14 protein-coding genes and 1 pseudogene are annotated in these 23,389 nt (G+C 69.8%); 12 read left to right on the forward strand and 3 right to left on the reverse strand.

The window, feature by feature from the left end; translation table 11 throughout:
- Positions 1–7: 7 nt before the first annotated feature.
- The 8 genes from ACPXY0_RS05505 to ACPXY0_RS05540 all read left to right on the forward strand — a co-directional run bounded on the left by ACPXY0_RS05505 (position 8) and on the right by ACPXY0_RS05540 (position 12,464).
- A complete protein-coding gene (locus ACPXY0_RS05505; RefSeq protein WP_423929218.1) occupies positions 8–2,329 on the forward strand; it encodes a hypothetical protein in 2,322 nt (773 codons plus the stop codon).
- A gap of 50 nt (positions 2,330–2,379) precedes the next feature.
- Positions 2,380–3,105, forward strand: coding sequence for a signal peptidase I (gene lepB, locus ACPXY0_RS05510; RefSeq protein ID WP_423929220.1), 726 nt, complete (start codon positions 2,380–2,382; stop codon positions 3,103–3,105).
- Between the two features lie 108 nt (positions 3,106–3,213).
- Entirely contained in the window at positions 3,214–3,987 is a 774-nt protein-coding gene (gene lepB / locus ACPXY0_RS05515) for a signal peptidase I (protein WP_419941474.1), read from the forward strand.
- 132 nt (positions 3,988–4,119) lie between these two features.
- Positions 4,120–5,442, forward strand: coding sequence for an IS1182 family transposase (locus tag ACPXY0_RS05520; protein WP_423925228.1), 1,323 nt, complete (start codon positions 4,120–4,122; stop codon positions 5,440–5,442).
- 484 nt (positions 5,443–5,926) lie between these two features.
- A complete protein-coding gene (locus ACPXY0_RS05525) occupies positions 5,927–7,171 on the forward strand; it encodes a TolC family protein (protein ID WP_423929222.1) in 1,245 nt (414 codons plus the stop codon).
- Positions 7,168–8,685 (forward strand): efflux RND transporter periplasmic adaptor subunit, encoded by a 1,518-nt coding sequence (locus ACPXY0_RS05530; RefSeq protein WP_423929224.1) that lies wholly within the window; start codon positions 7,168–7,170, stop codon positions 8,683–8,685. The genes ACPXY0_RS05525 and ACPXY0_RS05530 overlap by 4 nt, the downstream gene beginning before the upstream one ends.
- Before the next feature lie 10 nt (positions 8,686–8,695).
- Positions 8,696–11,833: an efflux RND transporter permease subunit gene (locus ACPXY0_RS05535; protein WP_423929226.1), complete on the forward strand. Its 3,138-nt coding sequence runs from the start codon at positions 8,696–8,698 to the stop codon at positions 11,831–11,833.
- Positions 11,834–11,858: 25 nt separating this feature from the next.
- A complete protein-coding gene (locus ACPXY0_RS05540; RefSeq protein ID WP_423929228.1) occupies positions 11,859–12,464 on the forward strand; it encodes a hypothetical protein in 606 nt (201 codons plus the stop codon).
- A gap of 18 nt (positions 12,465–12,482) precedes the next feature.
- Here ACPXY0_RS05540 and solA read toward each other — a convergent pair whose 3' ends face one another.
- Positions 12,483–13,613: an N-methyl-L-tryptophan oxidase gene (gene solA, locus ACPXY0_RS05545; RefSeq protein ID WP_423929230.1), complete on the reverse strand. Its 1,131-nt coding sequence runs from the start codon at positions 13,611–13,613 to the stop codon at positions 12,483–12,485.
- A 19-nt stretch (positions 13,614–13,632) separates the two neighbouring features.
- Positions 13,633–15,423, reverse strand: a complete 1,791-nt coding sequence (locus tag ACPXY0_RS05550) for a serine hydrolase domain-containing protein (protein ID WP_423929232.1) — start codon at positions 15,421–15,423, stop codon at positions 13,633–13,635.
- 130 nt (positions 15,424–15,553) lie between these two features.
- Here ACPXY0_RS05550 and ACPXY0_RS05555 point away from each other — a divergent pair, with 130 nt between their 5' ends.
- From ACPXY0_RS05555 to ACPXY0_RS05570, 4 genes and pseudogenes are all read left to right on the forward strand, one after another.
- Positions 15,554–17,062: a pyridoxal phosphate-dependent decarboxylase family protein gene (locus tag ACPXY0_RS05555; RefSeq protein WP_423929234.1), complete on the forward strand. Its 1,509-nt coding sequence runs from the start codon at positions 15,554–15,556 to the stop codon at positions 17,060–17,062.
- A gap of 72 nt (positions 17,063–17,134) precedes the next feature.
- Positions 17,135–18,835: a uracil-xanthine permease family protein gene (locus ACPXY0_RS05560; RefSeq protein WP_423930581.1), complete on the forward strand. Its 1,701-nt coding sequence runs from the start codon at positions 17,135–17,137 to the stop codon at positions 18,833–18,835.
- A gap of 174 nt (positions 18,836–19,009) precedes the next feature.
- Entirely contained in the window at positions 19,010–20,227 is a 1,218-nt protein-coding gene (locus ACPXY0_RS05565) for a sialidase family protein (RefSeq protein ID WP_423929236.1), read from the forward strand.
- Between the two features lie 49 nt (positions 20,228–20,276).
- Positions 20,277–21,831: pseudogene (locus ACPXY0_RS05570) on the forward strand (BCCT family transporter).
- A gap of 90 nt (positions 21,832–21,921) precedes the next feature.
- Here ACPXY0_RS05570 and ACPXY0_RS05575 read toward each other — a convergent pair.
- On the reverse strand, positions 21,922–23,274 hold the full coding sequence (locus ACPXY0_RS05575) for a DUF6986 family protein (protein WP_423929238.1): 1,353 nt from the start codon (positions 23,272–23,274) through the stop codon (positions 21,922–21,924).
- Positions 23,275–23,389: the final 115 nt, after the last annotated feature.

A 23,389-nucleotide genomic window follows, 5' to 3' on the forward strand; every position in this document is an offset into this window, starting at 1 on the left:
GATTGGATTGAACCGAGCGCGTCGCGCCACGTGTGTCCTCTCGCTGGCGGCCCTGTGGCTTGCCTCGGGCGGGTCGGGCGACGCGGACGCCCTCCAGGATCCGCCGCCGACCCCGGGCGCCGCCGGTTTGCGGCAGGTGCCGGCCGACGCCTACGCGGACGCCGGCGTGGCGGCGCTGATCGAACGCGCGCGAGCGCAGCGCAAGGCCCGGGCCGACGGACTGACCAGCTTCGAACTCACGTACCGCGAGCGGATCTACGCCGGGCTCGGCGGCCGGGCGCTTCGGCGCGAACGGGCCATGTTTCACCAGGAGCGCGCGGCGCGCATGCGCTGGGCGGCCGAGGGCGACCACATCATCCGCTGGCTGGGAGTGCGGCGGGGTGTGCCGATCGCCGGCCTGGGCGTCGAGTTCGAGGACGACCTGCGCGAGGATGACGCCTTCGACCTCGACTTCGACATCCTCGATCCGGCCAGCGAACACGTGGCGGTCGGCTCGGACTGGGCGCTCCACCCGCTGGCCGACACGGCCGCCCTCCACTACTGGTACCGCTCCGGCGACACGCTGAGAATCCGCTTTGCCGGGTCGGACCGCACGGTGACCCTGATCGAAGTGATCGTGGAGCCGCGCGAGGGCCGCTTCGACCGCATCGCGGGCTCCTTCTGGTTCGATGCCGATGCCGGCGTCCTGACCCGGGCCGCCTACCGTCCCGCGATCGAGTACGACTTCGACCGCGAGCAGCCGGAGGACGCGGATGACGTGCCCGGATTCGTGAAGCCGATCCGGGCCAGGGTCGATTTCATCACGATCGACTACGGACTCCAGGAACTTCGCTGGTGGCTGCCGAACCGCATGGCGTTCGATGCCACGGCCACCGTGGCGGGGCGGTGGAGCGTGCCCGTGCGCTTCGAGCGGACGTTCGAGGACTATCTCGTCGACCAGGAGCAAACACTCGATCCGGGGGAGGATCTCCCGCCCGGCTGGACCCGCTGGGTCGACCGCGGCGAGGAGATCCGGACTCCCGAAGCGGACACGCTCGAGGCATCCAGGGTCGGGCTTCGGGTGGGGCTCCGGGTAGAGCGCGTGGCCGACGGGACCCGCGACGACCCGCTCACCGCGGAAGCGGATTCGCTGCCGGAGAATTCGCGGCCGGTGGTGATCATCGTCCCTCCCATCGACGACCTCGTCGCGGCTCCGGAACTGCTCGAACCCCTGTTCTCCCCGGGGGTGGTCGCGTTCGAGGCGGATGAACTGGACGACCTCAGGAATCGCCTCTCGTCGCTCCGCATCCCCGCGGCCGGCGCGCTCGCCCCGCATCTCGACCTGATTCCGGGGCTGGGCAGGCTCCGCTACAACCGGGTCGAAGGACTATCGCTGAACGCCCGGTTCGGCTGGCCCACGGGCAATTCCTCGGAGTTCGCGGTCACGCCCCGGATCGGGATCCCCGAATGGGAGCCCGGGGTGGAAGTCGGGTGGCGCCGACAGACCGCGCGCGGCGGCTTCGGGATCACCGCGTACCGTCGGCTGACCGACCTCGGGGACTGGGGTCGTCCTCTCTCGTTGGGGAACTCGTTCAACAGCCTGATGCTGGGATACGACGAAGGCCTCTACTTCCGCGAGACCGGGCTCGAACTCTCGGCCAGCCGGCAGGGCGCCCGCACGCGGGTCGAGGCGGCGCTGTTCGCGGAGCGCCACCAGAACGCCCCCAAGCGGAGCGACGCCTCGCTCCCGAACCTTGTTGGCGACGCGGCCTTCCCCGACAACATCTTCGCCGAGCGTGGTGACATCGCCGGCATCTCGGGCCGATGGCGGGCGTTCAGTTCCGTCGACCCCGGGGTCCCGGTCCTGAGCGGTTCGGCGTGGGGTGAAGCCGCGACGGGGGACTTCGGCGACTACGGCCGGGTGGCGGTCTCGGCGGCACTCCAACTCCCTCTGGGGCTGTGGAGCCTGGCGCTGGAGGGTGCGACGGGAAGAGTGTTCGGCGAGCCGCCGCTCCAGCGGCACTTCCACCTCGGCGGGTCGTACACGCTGCGGGCCTTCGACCCCGGGGCGGCCGCCGGGGAGAGCTTCTGGCTCGGACGCGTCGAACTGGGACGCGGCTTCCGGATCGGCGACCCCTCGTACGACGTGGGCGGCAGCGCGTTGCGTGTGACCGCTTTCTGGGATGCGGCATGGGCGGGGCCCCGGGACGGCTTCGGAACAGAGGGCTGGCGCTCGAGCGTCGGGGCCGGCTTTTCGATCCTGGAGGGTCTGTTCCGGATCGACATCGCCCGCGCCGTACGCGGCGGCGCTACCTGGCGGCTCCATCTCTACACCGACGGAATCATGTAACCTTCCGGCGCAAGGGGCGCCGGCAGTCCCCGCAAAGAGGTCAGGTGATCATGGCACGAAGTCAGGAAACGAAGCGGCCCCCCGCTCCGCCACGGTTCAGCCGGGCGTGGTTTGTCGGTTGGATCCGCTCGCTGACCCTCGCGGCCGTCATGCTGTTCTTCTTCCGGACCTTCCTCTTCGCCAGTTTCGTCATCACGTCGGGATCGATGAGAGAGACACTGCTCGTGGGTGACTTCCTGCTCGTGAACAAGGTGTCGCCGGGCTCCACGATCCCGTTCACGGACTACCGGGTTCCGGGATACGCCGAGCCGGAACCCGGCGACATCATCGTGTTTCGAGCCGATCACTCGCCCGGGCTCGATATCGTCAAGCGCACCATCGGCCTCCCCGGCGACACGCTGCACATGGTGCGCGGCGTCCTCTACCGGAACGGAATAGAGGTCGACGAACCCTACGTGCTCCGGAACCCCCGGATCCCCGACGCGTCGGACGCACCGATGCTGTGGCAAACCGCGCATCTGTCACCGGAGGCACGGCCAGGGTACCACCCCACGCGGGACAACTGGGGGCCGATCATCGTCCCCAAGGAGCGCTATTTCATGCTCGGGGACAATCGCGACGACAGTTTCGACTCGCGGTTCTGGGGGTTCGTCGAACGAAAAAAGATGCGGGGGACGTTGTTCTTCATCTACTACTCGTACGACCGGGAGGCGCCGAAGCCGGCGCGCTTCCTGACGGCGATGAGACCGGAACGGATCGGCCCCTCTCCTGACTAGCCTCCTCAATGGTTTGCGCGGCGGACGCCGGGCTCGCAGAGTAGCGTCCCCTCGATGACGATGAAGCCCGGCGCCGCTGGTGCCCATGGAACGAGCGGCTGGAGAGCAATGGCACGAGGTCGGAAAGCGAGAGACACGATCCGCGAAGGGAGCGAAGAGGAGGGATCGAAGCGGAAGCGTCCGCCACCGCCACCGCGTTTCAGCGGCGCCTGGTTCCTCGACTGGGCCCGCACCCTGCTCGTCGCGGCCATCATCTTTTTCGTTTTCCGGAGCTTCCTGCTTGCGACGTTCGTCATTACGTCGGGCTCGATGGAGGACACCCTGCTGGTCGGCGATTTCCTGCTCGTGAACAAGATGTCGCTCGGCTCGTCCGTTCCTCTCACGGACTTCCGCGTCCCGGGGTACAAGGAACCGAAACACGGCGACATCATCGTATTCCGGGCCGACCACTCGCCTGGACTCGACATCGTGAAGCGCACCGTGGGCCTGCCGGGGGACACGCTGTGGATGGAGGACGGCGTCCTTCACCGGAACGGGGCCGCGCTCGAGGAGCCCTATGCCCTCCGCAATCGCCGCCAGCCGGACTCGGGGGACCCGATGATGTTGTGGCAGACCGAGTACCTGGTGGAGGACCCCGCTCGCGAGGAATACGAGCCCACGCGGAACAACTGGGGACCGATCGTCATCCCCGCGGAGCGGTTCTTCATGCTGGGGGACAACCGCGACTCGAGCTTCGATTCGCGGTTCTGGGGCTTCGTGGAGCGGAAGAAGATGCGGGGCACGCCAATCTTCATCTACTACTCGTACGACCGGGAGGCGTTGAGGCCGATCCGCTTCCTCACGGCGATGAGGCCCGGCCGGGTCGGGCCATCCCCGGACTAGGAGCCTGCGCCGTAGAAGCCGATGGTGCGGCGCGTGCCGGATGGTTATGGTGATGCCGGGCTGTGACCGGTTCACGTTCGGCGCGGGGAGGTGGCGATGGGGACGATGTCCCTACCGTACGATCCGGAGAGGATGAGGACGAGGTTCCGGCCGTACGATCCGGACCAGCAGCTGCTGCTGCCGCAGGATCTTCGGGAGTGGGTACCGGCGGGGCACTTGGCGCATCATGTGAGCGATCTGGTGGACGCGGCGGACCTGTCGCCGTTCTACGCGCGGTACGAAGGGGATGGGCGGCGGCGGAGCCCGTACGATCCTCGGATGATGGTGAAGGTGTTGGTGTACGGGTACGCGACGGGGGTGTTCTCGTCCCGGAAGCTGGCGCGGCGTCTGGAGGAGGACGTGGCGCTCAGGATGCTGGCGGCGGGGAACTTTCCGGCGCACCGGACGTTGTGCGAGTTCCGGAAGAAGAACCTGAAGGCGTTCGGGGCGTTGTTCGCGGAGGTGGTGCGCCTGGCGCGGGAACTGGGGCTGGCGGGGCTGGGCCGGGTGGCGGTGGACGGGACGAAGGTTCGCGCGAACGCGAGCAAGCGGAAGGCGATGAGCTATGGGCGGATGGGGCCGGAAGAGGCCCGCCTGGAGGCGGAGATCGCGGATCTTCTGGCGGCGGCCGAGGCGATCGACGCGGAGGAGGACGAGCGCCACGGGGAGGACGTTCGGGGCGACGAGTTGCCCGAGGAGTTGAAGCGCCGGGAGGACCGTCTGGCGGCGATCCGGGCGGCGAAGGCTCGCCTGGAGGCGGAGGCCCGGGAGCGGGACGACGCGCGGGGCCGGAAGCCGGAGTGGGACCGCAACCCGAAGGGGGGGCCGCCGTACAAGCATGCGTACGGGGAGCCGGAGGCGAAGGATCAGACGAACTTCACGGATCCGGAGAGCCGGATCATGCGGACGAGCACGGAAGGCTACCAGCAGTGCTACAACGCGCAGGCGGTGGTGGACGGGGAGAGCCAACTGGTGGTGGGGACGGCGGTGACGGACAACGCGAGCGACCAGGGGCAGTTGGTGGAACGGGTGGACGAGGTGTCCGGGCGGTGCGGGGAGACGCCCGGCCAGGTGCTGGCCGACGCGGGCTACTGTAACGAGGAGGATCTGGCGGCTCTGGAGGCGCGGGGGATCGACGGCTACGTAGCGCTGGGCCGGGAGGGCAAGGGGGCCGGCAAGCCCGACCCGGAGAAGCAGCCGGCGAGGGCGCGCATGGCGAAGAAGCTGGCGGCTCCGGAGGGCCGGGCGGTGTACGCCAAGCGCAAGTGGATCGCGGAGGCGCCCATGGGCTGGGTCAAGGAGGCGATGGGGTTCCGGAGGTTCAGCCTCCGGGGCTTGGAGAAGGTGCGCGGCGAGTGGGACCTCGTGTGCCTGGCGCTCAACATGAGGCGCCTCCACGTCCTTCAGGCAGCGTGAGGGGCCGAAAATCCGTGTCAAGCGTCCCCCGGGGCACAAAAAGAGGTCCGCGGCCCCGCCCGAACGCCGCCCGCCGGGCCGTCTCCCCGCCTACAACGCGTTCCCGTCCGGAAAACGACCGACACTTCGGCTCGCGAGACCCCGCGGGCGGCATCCGATGGCTTCCGCCGCGCTCCTGCGGCGCAGGCTCCTAGCGGCGCGAGGCAGGGTCACCCCGGCGGTACGGAGCCGGAGCGGGTTCGGCGACCGCCTTCAGAGCTTCTTCAGCAGCTTCCGAATGACGAACGCGGCGACGAGAATCGCGATCTTCCTCATGGTCTCCTTCTCCCTTCGCAGGGGCTGTGGACGCCAATGTGGAGCGTCCGAGCGTCGCCGAACAATACGGAGAGCTTCCGCGCAACGGTTTCAGTCGTGCTGCGACCGCGACCATATTCGAACGGTGACGAGGCGGGGCCGGCCCGCTTTTCCGGGAGGTGTCATGCGAGTGATCGGGACCTTGACGTTGCTGCTGCTCGGGGGCGGGGCCGCCGTCCCGCACGGGGCGGTCGCCCAGGAGGCGGTCCGACGGATCACGCTCCCCGAAGCACTCGAGTCGTTTGCTCGCAACAGTCTCGCGCTGCGAATCGCGCGGGCTGAGTCGGCCGAGATCGCGGGAATGGCGCGCCAGAACCGGGCGTACGCGAACCCGACGCTGGTGGTGGGCCGTGAGTCGCTGGGCCACGCGGGCGCGGGCTACTGGGAGACGACGGCGGGGCTGGTGCAGCAGGTGGAGTGGCCGGGCCGAACCGCTGCCCGGGGCCGGCTCGCCGCCCACGCCGCCGATGGGGCGGCCGCCCGGTTCCGCGCCGATTCGATACGCCTGGCCTTCGAGGTGCGCGAGGCGTACGCACGGACTTGGTACGACGAGGAGGCGGAGCGGGCCGCCGAGCAGGCCGCGTCCGTGATCCGGACGGTGGCCGAGGCCGCCGAGCGGCGCCTGGAGGCCGGCGATATCTCCGCCTACGAGGCGCGGCGGTTGCGGATCGAGCGCCTGCGGGTCGAACAGGATCTGGCGAACGGGGTACTCCGGGCCCGCGCCGCCCGACGGGCGCTGGCCGCGCTTGTCGTTCCCCAGACCGAGGCGCGGGAGGTGGGCCCCGCGGAAGGGCTTGAAGGCGTCCCGCCGCCGGTCACGCGTGGAGTCGCGCTGGACGCGGTGGCCGGGCGACCGGACCTTGAAGCGGCGGCGCGTGAGGTGGATGCGGCGGCAGCGGCGACGGCGGTGGCGAGCGCGGCCTGGGCCCCGCAGCCGACGCTGAATCTGGGCTACAAGGAACAGGCGGACGGGTTCTCCGGCGCGACATTCGGGGTGAACCTCCCGATTCCGTTCTTCGACCGGGGAAGGGGAGGGCGGGATGGCGCCGCCGCGCGCGAATCCGCGGCGGTCCACCGGCTGGATCTTCGCCGCCGGCAGGCCGAGATCGAGGTGCTGACCGCGTCCGATCTCTACGAGTCCGCCCGCGGCCGGCTCGAAGCCGTCGGTGACGACCTGTTCGCCGACGTGGACGCCCTTCTCGCGGCGGCGCGGGCGGCCTACGCGGAGGGAGAGATGACGCTGGTCGAGGTTCTGGACGCGGCGGACGCCTTCCGGGACGCCCGGCTGATGGCGCTCTCCCTTCGGGCCGGAGCATGGGTCGCCTACTACGATCTCCTGCGCGCCATGGGGCGGGCTCCGGAGGCGGAAGGATGAGGCCCGACATCCGCTCGTCCCGGGCGGCGACCCTCGCCGCCGTCCTCTGGAGCGCCGGCTGCGGCTCGCCGGCCGCCGACGATGCGGCCGCGGCCGACCATTCCCACGCCGGAGGCGGCGTCGTCACGCACTGGACGGAGGCGCTCGAGCTCTTCGTCGAGTATCCGCCTCACGTGCGCGGGGTCGCGAGCGATCCGTGGGGTATCCACCTCACGTGGCTGGAGGACTGGAAGCCGGTGAGCGAGGGCCGCCTCACGCTGCTGCTGCGCGGGCCGGGTGGCGCCCGCGAGGAGATCGTGCTGCAGGCCCCGTCGGTGCCGGGGGTCTACAACCCGACCCCGACCCTGCCCGAGACCGGAATCTGGCGCGCCGACCTGACGCTCTCGGCCCGGGGCGCCGAGCACGCGATCCCGGTGGGACAGTTGCAGGTCTTCGCCAGCGCGGAGGCCCTGCCGCACGACGTGGAGGTGCCGCCACCGGGGCTGATCGCATTCGCGAAGGAGCAGCAGTGGTCGATGCCGTTCGAGGTGGCCGTCGCGGACGAGCGGCGGATCCCCGGCTCGATCACCGCCACCGGGGAGATCGTGGCCCCCGGGAACGGTCTCGCGCACGTCTCGACGCCCGTGGCGGGGCTCGTGCGGGTGCAGGGGCCGTCGCCGGTGCCCGGGGACGCGGTCCGGGCGGGGGAGACGCTGGCCCTGATCGCGCCTACGGATGTCGATGCCTCGTACGCGCGGATGCGCCATGACGTGCTGCGCGCCGAGCGGGAGGCGGCCCGGGCGGAGCGCCTTTTCGCGGCCGGCGCCATCGCCGAACGCCGCCTCGAGGAGGCCCGTCACGATCTCGAGCTGACGCTGGCGGCGTTCGAGACGATCGGCGGCGTGCGGGAGGGCGCGGATGGAGGCGGTCCCGATCCGAACGTCTACCGGCTCCGGAGCCCGATTCGCGGCGTCATCTCCGACCGCCACGTGGCCCCCGGCCAGCACGTCGAGGTCGGGACGCACGCCTTCACCGTCGTAAACCCGGACACGCTCTGGTTCGTGGCCCGGGTCCCGGCCCGCCACGCCGAGGCGGTGAGCGCGGTGAGTGGCGCGTGGTTCACGGTCGAAGGGGCGTCGCACACGCACACGGCCTCTCGCGTCGTCTCCGTGGGCACGGTCATCGATCCCGCGAGCCGGACCCTCCCCGTGCGCTTTGCCGTCTCGAACCCCGATGCCGAACTCAAGGTGGGGATGCTGGCGGAAGGACATCTCATCCTGGGCGCACCCGTGGAAGGCGTGGCCGTTCCGACGCGTGCGATCGTGGATGAGGACGGGCTCTCCGTGGTCTACGTCAAGCTCGGCGGGGAGGCGTTCCAGCGCCGGGTCGTGGAAACCGGACCCTCGGACGGATCGTGGACGATCGTACTTTCGGGCGTGGCGAGGGGGGAACAGGTCGTCGCGGAGGGCGCGTACCAGGTGAGGCTGGCGTCGCTCGGAGCAGAAGAGATCTCTGATCACGGACATCCGCACTGAGGCCGCCCGGATGAACGCTCCCGGGCACATGGGTCTCCTCGACCGGCTGGTCGACGCCTCGCTGCAAAACCGCTTTCTCGCCGTGTGCGCGGCGGTCGTCGTCCTCGGGAGCGGGAGCTGGGTCGCGGCCAACCTGCCCGTCGATGTCTTCCCGGACCTCACGGCGCCCACCGTGACCGTGCTCACCGACGCGCACGGGTTGGCGCCCGAGGAGGTCGAGAGCCTCATCACCTTCCCGATCGAGACGGCGGTGAACGGTGCGGCCGGCGTGCGCCGGGTCCGATCGAGTTCGGCCCACGGGATCAGCATCGTGTGGGTGGACTTCGACTGGGGCACGGACATCCTGCGCGCGCGCCAGATCGTGAACGAGCGGCTGCAGCTCGCCGCCGGCCAGCTGCCGGAGGACGCGAGCGCCCCCGTACTCGCCCCCGTGAGTTCGATCATGGGCGAGATCCTGCTCGTGGGGATGAGCGCGCCGCCCGCGCAGCTCATGGAAGCGCGGAGCCTGGCCGACTGGACGGTGCGCCGCAGGCTGCTGGCCGTGCCGGGGGTCTCCCAGGTGATCCCGATCGGCGGGGAAGTCCGGCAGTACCAGGTGCTGGTCCATCCCGAGCGGCTGCTCGCCTACCGGGTGGGGCTCGACCAGGTGCTGGAGGCCGCGGCCGCCTCGAACCGGAACGCGTCCGGGGGCGTGTATCGCTCCGGCGGTCGCGAGATCCTCATCCGCGGCATCGGGCGAGCGCGCAACCTGGAGGAGATCGGCCTCGCCGTGGTGGCGGTGCGGGATGGCGTCCCGGTCCTCCTCGAAGACATTGCCGATGTGCGGATCGGTCCCGCCGTGCGCCTCGGCACCGCCTCCGTGAACGCGGAACCCGCCGTCATCCTCTCCATCCAGAAGCAGCCCGACGCGAACACCATCGAACTCACCGAGCGAATCGACGCCGAGCTGGACGCGCTCGAGGCGGACCTGCCCGAGGGGGTCGCGTTCGAACGCACCATCTTCCGGCAGGCCGACTTCATCTCGCTCGCCCTGAAGAACGTGACCACGGCCCTCCGCGACGGCGCCCTGCTGGTCGTCGCGATCCTCCTGCTCTTCCTCTGGGACGCGCGGACGACGGCGATCTCGGTGCTCGCGATCCCGCTCTCGCTCGGCCTCGCCATCCTCGCGCTGCGGCTGCTCGGGGGCACGATCAACACGATGACGCTGGGGGGGATGGCGATCGCCATCGGCGCTCTGGTGGACGACGCGATCATCGTGGTCGAGAACGTGCATCGCCGCCTGCGCGAAGACCGCCGGCTCCCCGCTGCGCAGCGCCACTCCCCGTTCGAACTCATCCGGCGCGCCGCGCGCCAGATCCGGGATCCGATCCTCGACGCGACCGTCATCATCTCGATCGTGTTCGTACCCCTCTTCTTCCTCTCCGGTGTCGAGGGACGCATGCTCCGGCCGCTCGGCCTGGCGTACATCGTGAGCATCCTCTCATCGCTCCTCGTCGCGGTCACGGTGACGCCGGCGCTGTGCCACATCCTCCTGCCGGACGACCGGGCGCTCGACAGGAAGCGCGAGCCGTGGCTGATGCGCCGGATCGAGCAGGCGTACCAGCCGCTTCTGGATTGGGCCCTCCGGCGGTCGGGTCCGGTGCTGGTCGGTGCCGTCGTCCTGCTGGCGGGCACGCTGGCCGTGTTCCCCCTGCTGGGCCGCTCGTTCCTGCCCGAGTTTCAGGAGGGCGCTCTGACGGTGTCCGTGGTGAGCCCGCCGGGCACCTCGCTGCAGGAGTCCGATGCCATCGGCACCCGCGTGGAGCGCCAGCTTCTGGCGCACCCGGCGGTCGTCGCCACCTCGCGGCGCACGGGGCGGGCCGATCTCGACGAGCACGCCCAGGGCGCCAACGCCTCCGAGATCGACGTGCCCCTCGACCTGTCGGAGCACGAACTGGCGGAGGTCATGGCCGCGCTGCGGGACGATCTCGCCGGGCTCCCCGGGACGAACGTCACGATCGGCCAGCCGATCGGGCACCGCATCGATCACATGCTCTCGGGGACGCGGGCCGCCATCGCCGTCAACCTGTTCGGGCCCGACCTCCAGCGGCTGCGCGAACTCGCGGGCGAGATCGAAACCGTCGCCTCGAGTGTGCCAGGGCTGGTGGACATCGCCGTCGAGCGGCAGGCCGATATCCCGCAGCTCCAGATCCGCGCCGACCGCCGGGCCATGGCCCGATACGGCGTCACGCCGGGAGCGATGGCGGCGGCCGTGGACGTCGCCTTCCAGGGGGAGGAGGTGTCGCTCATCCGGGAAGGGGACCGCGCATTCGACCTCGTGGTTCGCTACGCGGACGAACACCGGACCGACCCGGAGGCGATCGGCGGCACGCTGATGACGACTCCGGCGGGGGCCACGGTGCCCCTCTCCCAACTGGCGTCGATCGAGCCGGCGCGCGGGCCCAATACGATCAGCCGCGAGAACGTCCAGAGGAAGATCGTCGTGAGCGCCAACGTCGCCGGGCGCGACGTTGGCGGGGCCGCGGAGGAGTTGCAGGCGCGCGTCGGGGCGGAGGTCGCGCTGCCGCCGGCCTATCATGTCGAGTACGGCGGACAGTTCGAGAGCGGCCAGGAGGCCACGCGGCGGATTACGATCCTGTCGCTGTTCTCGATCGCCGCGATCTTCCTCATCATGTTCCGCACCTTCCGGAGCGCCCGGATCGCCGCGCTCCTCATGGTCAACCTCCCCCTGGCGCTGGCGGGGGGCGTGCTCGCCGTCCTCCTCATCGGGGGTACGGTGAACATCGCGACGCTCGTCGGGTTCATCACCCTGTTCGGGATCGCGGTGCGGAACGGGATCCTCCTCGTGAGCCGCTACCAGGACCTCCGCGGGGACGGCCACGCGCTCATCGAGAGCATCCGGCGCGGTTCGATGGAACGGCTGAGTCCAATCCTGATGACGGCCTCGACGGCGGGCCTCGCCCTCATCCCTCTGGCGCTGGGCCTCGGCGAACCCGGCAAGGAGATTCAGGCGCCGCTGGCCGTCGTCGTCCTGGGGGGGCTCCTCACGTCCACCACGCTGAACATGGTCGTCGTCCCGGCCCTCTTCCTGCGCTTCGCGGGTGACCGCTCAGGGTCGGTGACCGTCCATGGAACAGTCCCGCGCTGACAACCAGGACCAGGGAGGTGATGAGATGACGTGGGGAAACACTCTGTTGCGACTGGCGTCGCCACTCGTGCTGGCCGCTCTCGTGGCCTGCGGAGACGATACGACGGGGCCCGAGGAGGACATGCTGACGCTCGAAGAGAGCGAGGCGCTCGTCAGGGCGGTGGAGCAGATCGGGTTGACGCAGCCGGAGGCGGACCCGGCATCTCTCACGGTCGACATCACCGCAGCCTGTTCGGGCGGCGGCGAAGCGACCTCGACCGGAACGCTGCTCCCCTCCGGGACGGAGCAGATGAGCTCGACCGCAGTGGACCTGACCCTCGTGCCCCGGAACTGCGTGGAAACGGCCGAGGGAAGAACCTTCACGCTGAACGGAGCCCCCAGCCTGCGGCAGACGGGCACACTCTCCCTGTCGACGCCCGGCGATCTCACCCTCCTCTTCGAGCTGGACCTGGCCTCCTTCGGCACGCTGGCGTACGAACTGGAGGGGCGGAGCGGGACCTGCGACATCTCGGTCCGGATCGTCTCGCGGGTGGATTTCGGCGCGCTGTTGCAAACGGGTCGCGCATCCGGCGACATCTGCGGCAATGCGGTGGACGTGGACCTCAGCGGACCGATAATTCCCGAGGGGTAGCGCCTCCCGGGCGGCAGGCTAGGGGCGTGCGCTTCGGAAACGGGCGGCGGAGAAGGGCGACGGTTCGTGGCGGGGCGGTGCGTCCGTCAGGAGATCCGCCATCAGCGCCCCGAGGATCGGCGCGAACTTGAACGCGTGTCCCGATCCGCCCGCGAAGATGACGACGCCGGCGTGTTCGGGGTGGCGGTCGAGGATGAAGCCTTCGTCGGGCGTGTTCGTGTAGAGACAGACGGACGCGTGAACGAGGGCTCCGGGCACGCCCGGCGCGTACCGCCCGAAGAGCTGTCGCAGCGCATTCGTCTCGGAAGCCCTGACCTCGCGATCGACCCGGTCGACATCCGTCCGGCGCCCGGCCTGAAAATGCATCCCCGCCTTGAGCCCGCACGCCGTCGGAGGGAAGCCGTACCAGGTCCCCTCCCGGTCGAGTTCCCACACCCAGGCGGGTCCGTCGGCGAGTGCGGGAGCATGGGCTCCGGCGGGCTCGAACCAGTACTGCACCGTCCGCTCCACCTCGAGTGGGAGCGCGAGTTCGGGCACCAATCGCGACGTCCAGGCCCCCGCGGCGATCGCGAGGCGGCGAGCGCGGTACTCCGCCCGCTCCGTGCCGATCCGGACGCCGGATGCCGAGGTGGACCACTCGACTACCGGCTCGTCGAAGCGGAGATCCGCCCGGGCCGCCGCCTCCAGAGTCGCTTCGAGACACGCCTCCAGCGACAGGACGGCGGCCCCCGGCTCGTAGATGGTGATCGTCCCGGGATCGGGCCGCAGCCAGGGGAAGCGCTCGGCCACCTCCTGGACGGACAGCGAGACGCAGCCGGTGTCGGGTCGCGTCACGCTCGCGAGCGGGTTCCCCGCGAAGACGCGGCCGTCTTCGGGCCCCATCATGAGGGCTCCCGCCGTCCGGAGCAGAGTCCTGCCGGAGCTGCGCTCGAGGCGTTTCCACCGCGTGTGAGCATCCCGGATCAGGGGGACGTAGGGCGACCCGTGATACCAGGCCTCCCGGATCATGCGCGTGTCGCTGTGCGCCGACCCCATGGTGTGGGGCGGACGATATCGATCGAAGCCGACGACCGAGTGCCCCCTCCGGACGAGTTCCGCCGCGGTGGCGCTCCCGATCGCTCCGAGTCCGGCGACGGCAAAGTCGTACATGTGGCGGCCGCGCGGCGGCTCAGCCTCCGATTCTCGGGAAGGTCAGGCGTTGGCCCGCCTCCACGATCGAGACGGCGCTGGCCGCGCGGTCCTGGATGTCGAATATGAGTTGCACCGCCGAACCGTGCAGCAGGAACGCGATCGGCGACTGCGGAAGCAGCCGGAAGGCCTCCTCGCCCGTGCGACCGGCCAGGAGGACGCCGTCCTCGAGGGTGACGGTCAGCGTGGTGGCGGGGTCGATGCGGTACTCTCCCGTGAGAGGCGCCAGTTGTTCCGGATCCAGGGCGACGACCGGAAGCCGGAGGGCGAGATCGGGCTCCACGTCGAGTTCGGCCAGCCGCTCCAGCAACTCGGGTATGCCGGGATTGTAGGTGAGCGCCGCCTCGATGTGGGCCGCCGCCGCCTCGGGATCCCCCGCCGCCTCGTGAAGTTCGGACAGTGCGAACCGGATGCCGGGCGCCTCCGGCGTCCCCGCCACGTAACGCTCGAGGATCGCGATCGCAGCACCCGGATCTTGCTCGCGGAAGTGGCCGGCCAGCATCAGGATCTGTCGGGGAGAGTAGTCGTAGTCGTCAGGGCGCGTGCGGTGCCAGTTCTCGAACCGGGACATCGCGGCCTCGACGCCCCCCGACACGATGATCGGGAGGAGCCGCTCCGCGATCGAGGGTTTGGGGGCGACGGCTTCGAGCCCCCACAGGACGTTCGTCAGACCCTCCACGATCGGTCGCAGGTCCGAGGACGTGTTGTCGAGGAGGACGATGAGACGCCGATGGTCCGGGAAGATGCGAAGATGCGAAGAAAAGCCGAAGATGCCACCCGAGTGTTCGATCACCCGCACGCTCGCGTCGTTTCCGATCTCCCGCGTCCGTACGACGAGTCCGTACCCGTATGACTCCAGGTCCGGCGTCATCATCCGGCGCAGCGTCGCCGAATCCCGGAACAGGCCACCAGCGGCGCCCGCCGCCAGGCTATCGGCCGCGGCGCCGGCGTTCCATTGGTCCCGCTGGAGCAGGGCGTCAGCCCACCGCGCGAGATCTCCGACCGTTGAGTAGAGCATCCCGGCGGAGTAGGGAACCGACGGGTCGATCCGTCGCGCCGGGCGGTAGCCGACGAGGTCGCGGGTGTGTCCCGCCGCGTGACGCGTCGGCGGCGCTAACGTGTGGTCGTATCCTGTATCGCCAAGTTCCAGCGGTTCGAGCACATAGGTCTCGAGCGCCTCATCATAGCTAAGCCCGGTGACGCGCTCCGCGATCCAGCCGAGCAGCACGTAGCCCGAGTTCGAGTACTCGAAGTCCGTGCCCGGTTCGAAGGAGAGGGGTTCCTCCCACGTCAGCGCCAGGATCTCGCCCGGCGAGTGGGGCACCTCGGCGCTCGACTCCATGAACCCCGGCATGTTCGTGTAGCTCGGCAGGCCCGAAGTGTGCGTGAGCAGTTGGTGGAGCGTGATCCGGTCCCCGTTCGCGGGCGGGTACTCCCCGATGTAGTGGCTGACCGGATCCTCGACCCGGAGGAGTCCCTCTTCCTCGAGTCTCAGGATGAGTGCGGCCGTGAACTGCTTGGTCAGCGAGGCGACGCGGAAGCGGGTGACCGCGGAGTTGGCGACGACGCCCGCGAGGTCGGTCGGGCCGAAAGCGCCCTCGAACAGGACCTCTCCTTCGTCGACGATGAGCGCCGCTCCATTGAAGAGCCGCAGGTCGTGGAAGGATCGCAGGTAGGCGCCCGCCCGGTCCGCGCGCGCCTGGGCCTGCGCACCCGACGCGAGCGCGACGGCGAGCACCGCCGCCAGCCAGCTTCTTCGAAGCGGATACACCCGGGATCCTCCGGCTACCGTTCCCATTTGAGCTACGCCGTCCCGGACCGTCTCGGGGCGCGCCCGGCATCCTACAGCGAAGACGGCAAGAAAGCTCGCGCCACCCGATGGGAGGGGATAGGATCGCATCATGCGCCCGATCTCAAGTCGGCAGCGGTCCCGGATTCTCGAACTGGAGGACGCGGCCCGGCCGCTCGAACCCGATGCGGGCGAGCGCGACCGGCTCATGGGACAGGTGCATGCGTACGTCCAGCGGCTCCTCCACGAGCTGCCGGACCGGCCGGCCTACAACATCGACAAGTCCGCGGTCGCGGCTCTCCGGGAACTTCCCCCCGGAGGCGCGACACTGCCGATCGAACCGCTCCTCGAACGCATCGACGAGTCGGTCGTGCGGCCCGGGCTTCTGCCGTCGCACGGCGGACATCTCGGCTACGTGCCGGGTGGCGGCATCTACGCGTCGTCGCTCGGCGACTACCTCGCGGCCGTGACGAACGAGTACGCGGGCGTCCGTTTCGCGGGACCGGGCGCCGTCGAGATGGAGGACCTGATCCTGGACTGGATGGCGTCGCTCGTCGGCTTTCCCGCGGCTGCCGACGGGAACCTCGCCTCGGGCGGCTCCATCGCGAGCCTGATCGCGGTGGTCACGGCCCGGGAAGCGGCCGGGCTCCGGGCCCGGGACTACGAGCGAGCCGTCGTCTACGCTTCCGCCCACACCCACCATTGCCTGCACAAGGCGATCCGGGTGGCCGGCATGGGAGAAGCCGTCCGGCGCGAAGTCGCGCGCGACGGCCACTTCCGGCTGTGCCCGGACTCCCTCGCCGAACTCGTCGCGGCGGACCGCGCCCGGGGACTCCGGCCGTGGCTCGTACTCGGATCGGCCGGCACCGCGGACACCGGCGCGGTCGATCCGCTCGCCCGCATCGCGGAGGTGTGCGAGCAGGAGGGTCTCTGGTTCCACGTCGACGCCGCCTACGGGGGATTCTTCGCGCTCGTCGAGGCGTGCCAGCCGTTGCTCGCCGGCATGGAGCGGGCGGATTCGCTGGTCCTCGATCCCCACAAGGGGATGTTTCTCCCCTACGGCACCGGCGCCGTCCTCATCCGCGACGGCGAGGCTCTCCAGGAAGCGCACGCCTACTACGCCAGCTACCTGCAGGATACGGTCGAGTCCGAGTGGGGGGGGCGCTCGCCCGCCGCCGTCTCTCCGGAACTCACGAAGCACTTCCGCGGGCTCCGGGTGTGGCTGCCGCTGCTCCTGTACGGCGAAGCTCCCTTCCGGGCCTGTCTCGAGGAGAAACTCGAACTCGCCCGTTACTTCCACCGCGAGGTCGCGGCGCTCGGGTTCGAGGTCGGCCCGGAGCCGCAGCTCACCGTCGTGACCTATCGCTGGGTGCCGGAGTCGGGGGACGCGAACGCGTTCAACCAGGCGCTCGTCGAAGAGACGCACCGGGATGGGCGGGTCTTCCTCTCCTCGACCACGATCGACGGGACGTTCGTGCTGCGGATGGCGGCGCTGGCATTCCGCACCCACCTCGACACGATCGATCTGGCGCTCGAAGTCCTCCGCGAGGCCGTGCAGAGGATCGAGGCGCACCCCGAGCGCTGGCGCGCGGACGCCACTGCCGCCGGACGGTACAGCTGATGGCAGGCGTCGGACCCGTCTCTCGCCCGACAAGACGTCCGCTACGAGCCCCCCGACCGGCCTCCCCTGGCGATCACGGCGGGGCTCGGGCTCCAGTACGCCCTCCTCTGCATCGCCTCCATCGTCCTGACGCCGGCGATCATGATCACCGTTGCCGGCGGCAGCGATGCGTACCTCTCCTGGGCGGTGTTCGCGGCGCTCGTGATCAGCGGTCTCACGACGGCCATCCAGGCGCGCCGAGTGGGCCGCATCGGGGCCGGCTACATTCTCGTCATGGGGAGCACGGCGGCGTTCCTCGCCGTGAGCGTCTCCGCCCTCGAACAGGGCGGGCCGGGGATGCTGGCGGCGCTGATCATCGCATCGTCGCTCATCCAGTTCGTCCTCGCGGCTCGGATGGCGCTTCTGCGGAAGATCTTCACGCCTGCCGTAGCCGGTACCGTCCTGATGCTCATTCCGGTGACGCTGGCGCCGATCATCCTCGAAAAGCTCGCCGAGGTGCCGGCGGGCGCCTCGCCTGCGGTGGCTCCGGTCACTGCGGGCGTGACGCTGCTCGTCACCCTCCTCCTCCCGCTACGCTTCTCCGGTGCGTTGCGCCTGTGGTCGCCCGCCATCGGGATCCTCGCCGGTTGCCTGATCGGGGGTCTCGGATTCGGGATCTACGAGATGTCGAGCGTGGCCGAGGCCGCCTGGATCGGGCTCCCGGAGCTGGCGTATCCCGGCGTCGATCTCCGCTTCCGGCCCGAGTTCTGGGCTCTCCTGCCGTCGTTCGTGATGGTCACGCTGGTGGGCGCCATGGATACGCTCGGGGACAGCATCGCGATTCAGCGAGTCTCGTGGCGCAGACCGCGCGCGATCGATTTCCGTTCGATCCAGGGCGCGATCGCGGCCGATGGCCTGGGCAATCTGCTTTCGGGGCTCGCCGGCACCGTCCCGAACACCACGTACGGGATGAGCGTCTCCGTCTCCGAACTCACCGGGGTCGCCGCCCGCCGGATCGGGCTCTCCGTGGGGATCATCTTCATCGGGCTCGCGTTCCTGCCGAAGTTCGTCTCCGCCATTCTCGCGATCCCCGGGCCGGTGGTCGCGGCCTATCTCGTCGTGATCCTGTCGCTGATCTTCGTCTTCGGGATGAAGATCCTCCTGCAGGAGGGCCTGGATCACCGGATGGGCCTCGTGGTCGGCGTCGCCTTCTGGATCGGGACCGCCTTTCAGCTCGACTGGATCTACCCGGAGTACTTCCAGGGCGCGTGGGAGGAACTTCTCGGAAACGGGATGACGGTGGGAGGCTTCACCGTGATCCTCCTCACGCTCTTCATGGAGGCAACCGGTGGACGCCCCGCGCGTCTGAAGACCCGCCTCACGGCCGAGACGTGGCCGGAGATCGATGCCTTCCTCACGAAGTTCGCCGAGCGCAGGCGCTGGGGTGAGCAGATGGAGCTACGCCTCCGGACGGTGGGCGAGGAAACCCTGCGGATCCTTACCCGGGGGGAGGGGTTGGATCCGGTGGCGGAGACGGAGGTGGGCCGGCGTCTGCTGCTCATCGTACGGCCGGATGGGGACGCGGCGGATCTGGAGTTCCTCGCTACGACCGACGAGACGAACGTCGAGGACCAGCTGGCGATGCTCAGCGAAGCGGCCGCGAGCCTGCCCGTCGAAGCCGAGACCCCGCTCCGACTCCTGCGGCACTACGCTTCATCCATCCGCCACCAGCAGTACCACGACATCGACATCCTCACGATACGGGTAGAGCCCGTTCAGCGGTCCGGCGGCTGAGTTCGGCTCGTCCCCTCGCGAGAGCCCGCCCGTCGTCGAAGTCCCGGACCTCGAGCGGCTCTCCCGGGCCCGTCATCGCGGACGCGCGTTGTGACATCTCACCCCTCCCCTCGCAGTTCACACGGCACGGCCGCACGCGTATGATACCGGCCGACCGGACCGGGAGAAGATATGTTGAGAGATCGCACGAGATTCCTGACCCTCGTCCTCGCCGCCCTTGTGTGCGGGTGCGCCGGCGAGGCGGAGCGTCCCACGTCGCTGACGCCGGGAGACATCGAGTTCGAGCGGCCATCCGGAAGCGGGGAGCCCCATCTCTCGGTGGGCGCGGAAGGGCGCGCGGTGCTGACCTGGATCGAGCCGGACGGTGCGGCGAGCGCGCTGCGCCTGGCGATCCGCGACACAGACGGGTGGTCGGCACCGCGCACGGTGCGTCACACGGACCAGCTGTTCGTGAACTGGGCCGACTTCCCCTCGTCGGTGGAGATGCCGGACGGCACGATCGCCGTCCACTGGCTCGAGAAGGTCGCCGAGGGGCCGTACGCCTACCACGTGCTGCTCGCGTTCTCCTCGGACGGCGGCGCCACGTGGACGGAACCTCTTCGCGCGCATGACGACGCCTCTCCGACCGAACACGGATTCGTCTCCATGGTGCCCTGGAGGGACGGCGCCGCGCTCACCTGGCTCGACGGCCGCGACATGGTCGTGGATCCTGGGAGCGGCGTGCGCGGCGCCATGTCCGTCCGCTTCCGCACGCTCGAGCCCGATGGTCACCTGGGGCCCGAGGTTCTGCTCGACGACCGGACGTGCGAGTGCTGCCAGACCGCGCTGGCGCGCGTGGGAGACGGGCTGGTCGCCGCCTACCGCGACCGGAGCGAATCGGAAGTCCGCGACATCTCGGTCGTTCGCGGGGCGGGGGAGCAGTGGACCGATCCCGCGCCGCTGTCGACCGACGGATGGACGATCCCGGGCTGCCCGGTGAACGGACCGCAGCTGAGCGCAAGCGAGCAGGCGCTTGCCTCGGCGTGGTACACGGGGGTCGGCGGCGTGCCCCGGGTGCACGTCGCGTTCTCGGACGACGGCGGCGCGACCTTCGGCCCGCGCATCCGGATCGACGAGGGCCTGCCATTGGGCCGGGTGGACATCGAGCGCCTCGACGACGGCTCGGCGGTGGCAGTGTGGCTGGAAGCGTCCGACGATGCCCCGCGCGTCCTCGCCCGTCGCGTGTGGCCGGACGGGTCCATGGAGGCGTCGGTACTCGTTTCCGAGACCGCCGGCGAACGCTCCAGTGGATTCCCCCGCATGGTGCGCCTCTCCGACGAGCTGCTGGTCGCGTGGACGCTGGCGACCCACGATGGCGGCGTGCGCGTCCGGAGCGTGCGGCTCTCCGGCTGAACTGAGGGACGAGTCCCGGTCGGCGGCGACGGCCCACTGACGAGACCCGATGACTGAGATCGCGAAGACCGACTACAAGCTGGGTCAGGACAATGTCCGGGTTCTCGGCCTCGACATCCACAATCCGGTCTTCGTCGTCTCCAGCCTCACCATCATCGCGTTCGTCGCCGGGGTACTGGCATTCCCGGCCGAGGCGACGGCCGCCTTTGGGGCGCTGCACGCGTGGCTCATTCCGACGTTCGACTGGGTGTTCATGGGCGCGGGCAACTTCTACGTCCTCTTCTGCCTGCTCCTGGTGGCGACGCCGCTTGGCCGCGTGCGCCTGGGCGGCGCGAATGCCCGACCGGACTATTCTCGATTGAGCTGGTTCGCGATGCTGTTTGCCGCCGGGATGGGCATCGGCCCTGATGTTCTTCGGGGTGTCGGAGCCGGTGGAGCATTTTCTGCAACCGCCGCTCGGGCGCGAGGCGGCCGGCGCGGCGGCAGCGCGCCTCGGCATGGCCGGCGCCATCTGCCACTGGGGCATCCATGGGTGGGCCATCTACGCGGTGGCGGCGCTGTCGATCGCCTTCGCCTCGTACAACCTTGGCCTGCCGATGACGCTCCGGTCCGCGTTCTATCCGCTCATGGGGGAGGCGGTGTGGGGCCGGTTCGGCCACGGCATCGACATTCTCGCCGTCCTCGCCACGCTCTTCGGGCTGGCCACGTCGCTCGGGCTGGGCGCCCAACAAATGACAGCGGGGCTCGCCCACCTATGGGGCACGCCGACGACCGACACTATTCAGGTCCTGCTGATCGCCGGCATCACCGGCATGGCGCTGACGTCGGTTGTCAGGGGGATGGAGAAGGGGGTCAAGCGGCTGAGCGAAGCCAACCTGCTGCTCGCCCTGCTGCTGCTGGCGTTCGTGCTGACGGTCGGCCCGACGCGCGACATCATTACCGGCACGGTGACCAGCCTCGGCCACTATCTCGCGGCGATCGGACCGCTCAGCAGCTGGGTGGGCCGCGAGGACCTCCACTTCATGCACGGCTGGACGATCTTCTTCTGGGCCTGGTGGATCTCGTGGTCCCCTTTCGTCGGCCTGTTCATCGCCCGAGTCTCGCGCGGCCGGACGGTGCGCGAGTTGATCGCCTGCATGCTGATCATCCCGACGCTGATTGTCACGCTCTGGATGAACGCCTTCGGCGGGACTGCGGTATCGCAGTACGTCGACCGCGGGCATCTGGACGTGATCGCGGCCGTGCAGGCGCAGCAACCGGAGATCGCCCTGTTCGCGCTGCTGGAGACGCTGCCGCTTGCGAGCGTCACGTCGGTCATCGGTCTAGTGCTCATCGTGGTGTTCTTCGTCACCTCCTCCGACTCCGGATCGCTGGTTATCGACACCATCACCGCCGGCGGCAAGCTGGACACGCCGATCGCCCAGCGCGTGTTCTGGTGCGTCTTCGAGGGGCTGGTCACCGTCGCGCTGCTGCTCGGCGGCGGCCTCGTGGCCGCGCAGGCGGCCGTCACCGCCGCCGGACTTCCCTTCGCGCTGGTGCTGGTCGCCCTGTGCTACAGCACCTGGAAGGGGCTACGCGCGACACACACAGGCCGGGCCAGTTAACCCGCTTGCGGCGGGGCACGGCAGGTCGCTCCGCATCCGGAGCCTTCCTCTCTCCAGCCACGCGCCGATCACCAGGCGGTCACCGGACGATCAGGCCCCGCGCCGTTCCAGGATCTCCCGGAAGGAGCGGGTCTCGAGTTCCTCGCTGGAGAGTCCGGATCTCGCTGCCTCTTCGGGCGTCAGGGCGCCGCTCGCGAGCCCGCGCAGGAAGAAGTTCAGGAGACCCTGGCCCGACGCCTCGTCATCGAACACGGATCCGGTGAGGATCGCCTGTCCCGCGCCCGCCACGAACCGCTCGAGCCGCCACGCCGCCGCATCCAGTCCCTCGAGGAAGAAGGAGAAGACGGCAGCGTAGCGGGACACAAGCTGCGCCGGGTGCAGGTCCCAGCTCTGGTAGTAGCCTTGGCTCAACGAACGCCGGACATCGAAGTAGTGCCGCCGCCAGGCGTGCCGTACGACGGCCCGGTTCTCGTCCCGCTCGAACGCCGAGAGTGCAGCGTGCCCGCGGTGGGGTTCGACGGGCAGCACGTTCGTGGCGCCGTCGGACAGCTGCACATCGGTCTGCGCGAGGGAGAGCTTGAGGATCTGTCGCGCCGTTTCCAGAAGCGGGTGATCCAGCGTCTGTTCTTCCGCAGCGACCGACGCGGAGCCGGTGAGGTCATAGGCCCCGAGGTGCACAGTGCGGCAGCGCCCTCCGGCTGCGTCGACAAGATCGGATGCCACGACCCGTCCGTCGGGTCCGATCAGCGACTGCGGCGTCTCGATCATGAGGTCGATCGCGACGGCGTCCCTGGCCAATCCCAGCCCCTGCTCCAGCCGATCGAGCGTGCGCGCGAGCACCTCCACCTGTTCAGGCCTCACGATCTTGGGAAGGAGGACGGAAAAGCCCTCCGGCAGCGAGCCGTCGGACGCGACGAGCGCGGTCAGGAAGAGGTCGAGGGTGCGGAGCGCCCGCCCGCCCGTGATGTCCGAGAGCGGTTTGAGGCGGATTCCGAGCGCGGGCGGAAGGCTCCCGGCCACAACGCCCGCCGCCGTCTCTTCCGCCGCGGCCACCGCCGCCGCGTCTTCGTCCTCATCGGCGCGGGTTCCGAAGCCGTCCTCGAAGTCGATCAGGAAGCTCTCGACGGGCTCGCGCTCGAGCTTGCCTCGCAGGCGCTGGTGTACGACTTCGGCGAGCCCGGGGGACCAGGCGCCGCCGAGCGCATCGGCCAGGGCGGCCGGGCCGCCCGCATACCGGTCGAGATACCCGCGCGCGATTCGCCCGAGCTTCGCCGCCGTGTCGCGGCGGAACAGGTGCGCGCCACCCGCGACCGTGTGGACGGGCTGCCGCGATTCCGGGACCCCGGGGTACCGGTCATGGTGGTCGGTGAGCGCCGCCTCGAGGCCTCCGAGGGCCCGCAGGATCTCTCCTTCGGAGAGGGACAGGCGAGGTCGTTTTCTCATCGGTGCAACTTTCGCGCTCCCGGGGCGTTGCAGCAACGCGGCGGAGCGGCGTGCGGGAAACTGGCGACAGGTCGTCTCGTCCCATACGATTGCAAGCGGTTCATCTCACCAAGTG

The organism is Candidatus Palauibacter sp., assembly GCF_965237495.1.
Classification (GTDB): Bacteria; Gemmatimonadota; Gemmatimonadetes; order Palauibacterales; family Palauibacteraceae; genus Palauibacter.

Excerpts from the sequence above, each read along its gene's own strand:
- lepB (WP_423929220.1), top strand. The coding sequence starts at position 2,380 with ATGGCACGAAGTCAGGAAACGAAGCGGCCCCCCGCTCCGCCACGGTTC.
- lepB (WP_419941474.1), top strand. The coding sequence starts at position 3,214 with ATGGCACGAGGTCGGAAAGCGAGAGACACGATCCGCGAAGGGAGCGAA.
- ACPXY0_RS05520 (WP_423925228.1), top strand. The coding sequence starts at position 4,120 with ATGAGGACGAGGTTCCGGCCGTACGATCCGGACCAGCAGCTGCTGCTG.
- ACPXY0_RS05530 (WP_423929224.1), top strand. The coding sequence starts at position 7,168 with ATGAGGCCCGACATCCGCTCGTCCCGGGCGGCGACCCTCGCCGCCGTC.
- ACPXY0_RS05535 (WP_423929226.1), top strand. The coding sequence starts at position 8,696 with ATGAACGCTCCCGGGCACATGGGTCTCCTCGACCGGCTGGTCGACGCC.
- ACPXY0_RS05540 (WP_423929228.1), top strand. The coding sequence starts at position 11,859 with ATGACGTGGGGAAACACTCTGTTGCGACTGGCGTCGCCACTCGTGCTG.
- solA (WP_423929230.1), bottom strand. The coding sequence starts at position 13,613 with ATGTACGACTTTGCCGTCGCCGGACTCGGAGCGATCGGGAGCGCCACC.
- ACPXY0_RS05555 (WP_423929234.1), top strand. The coding sequence starts at position 15,554 with ATGCGCCCGATCTCAAGTCGGCAGCGGTCCCGGATTCTCGAACTGGAG.
- ACPXY0_RS05575 (WP_423929238.1), bottom strand. The coding sequence starts at position 23,274 with ATGAGAAAACGACCTCGCCTGTCCCTCTCCGAAGGAGAGATCCTGCGG.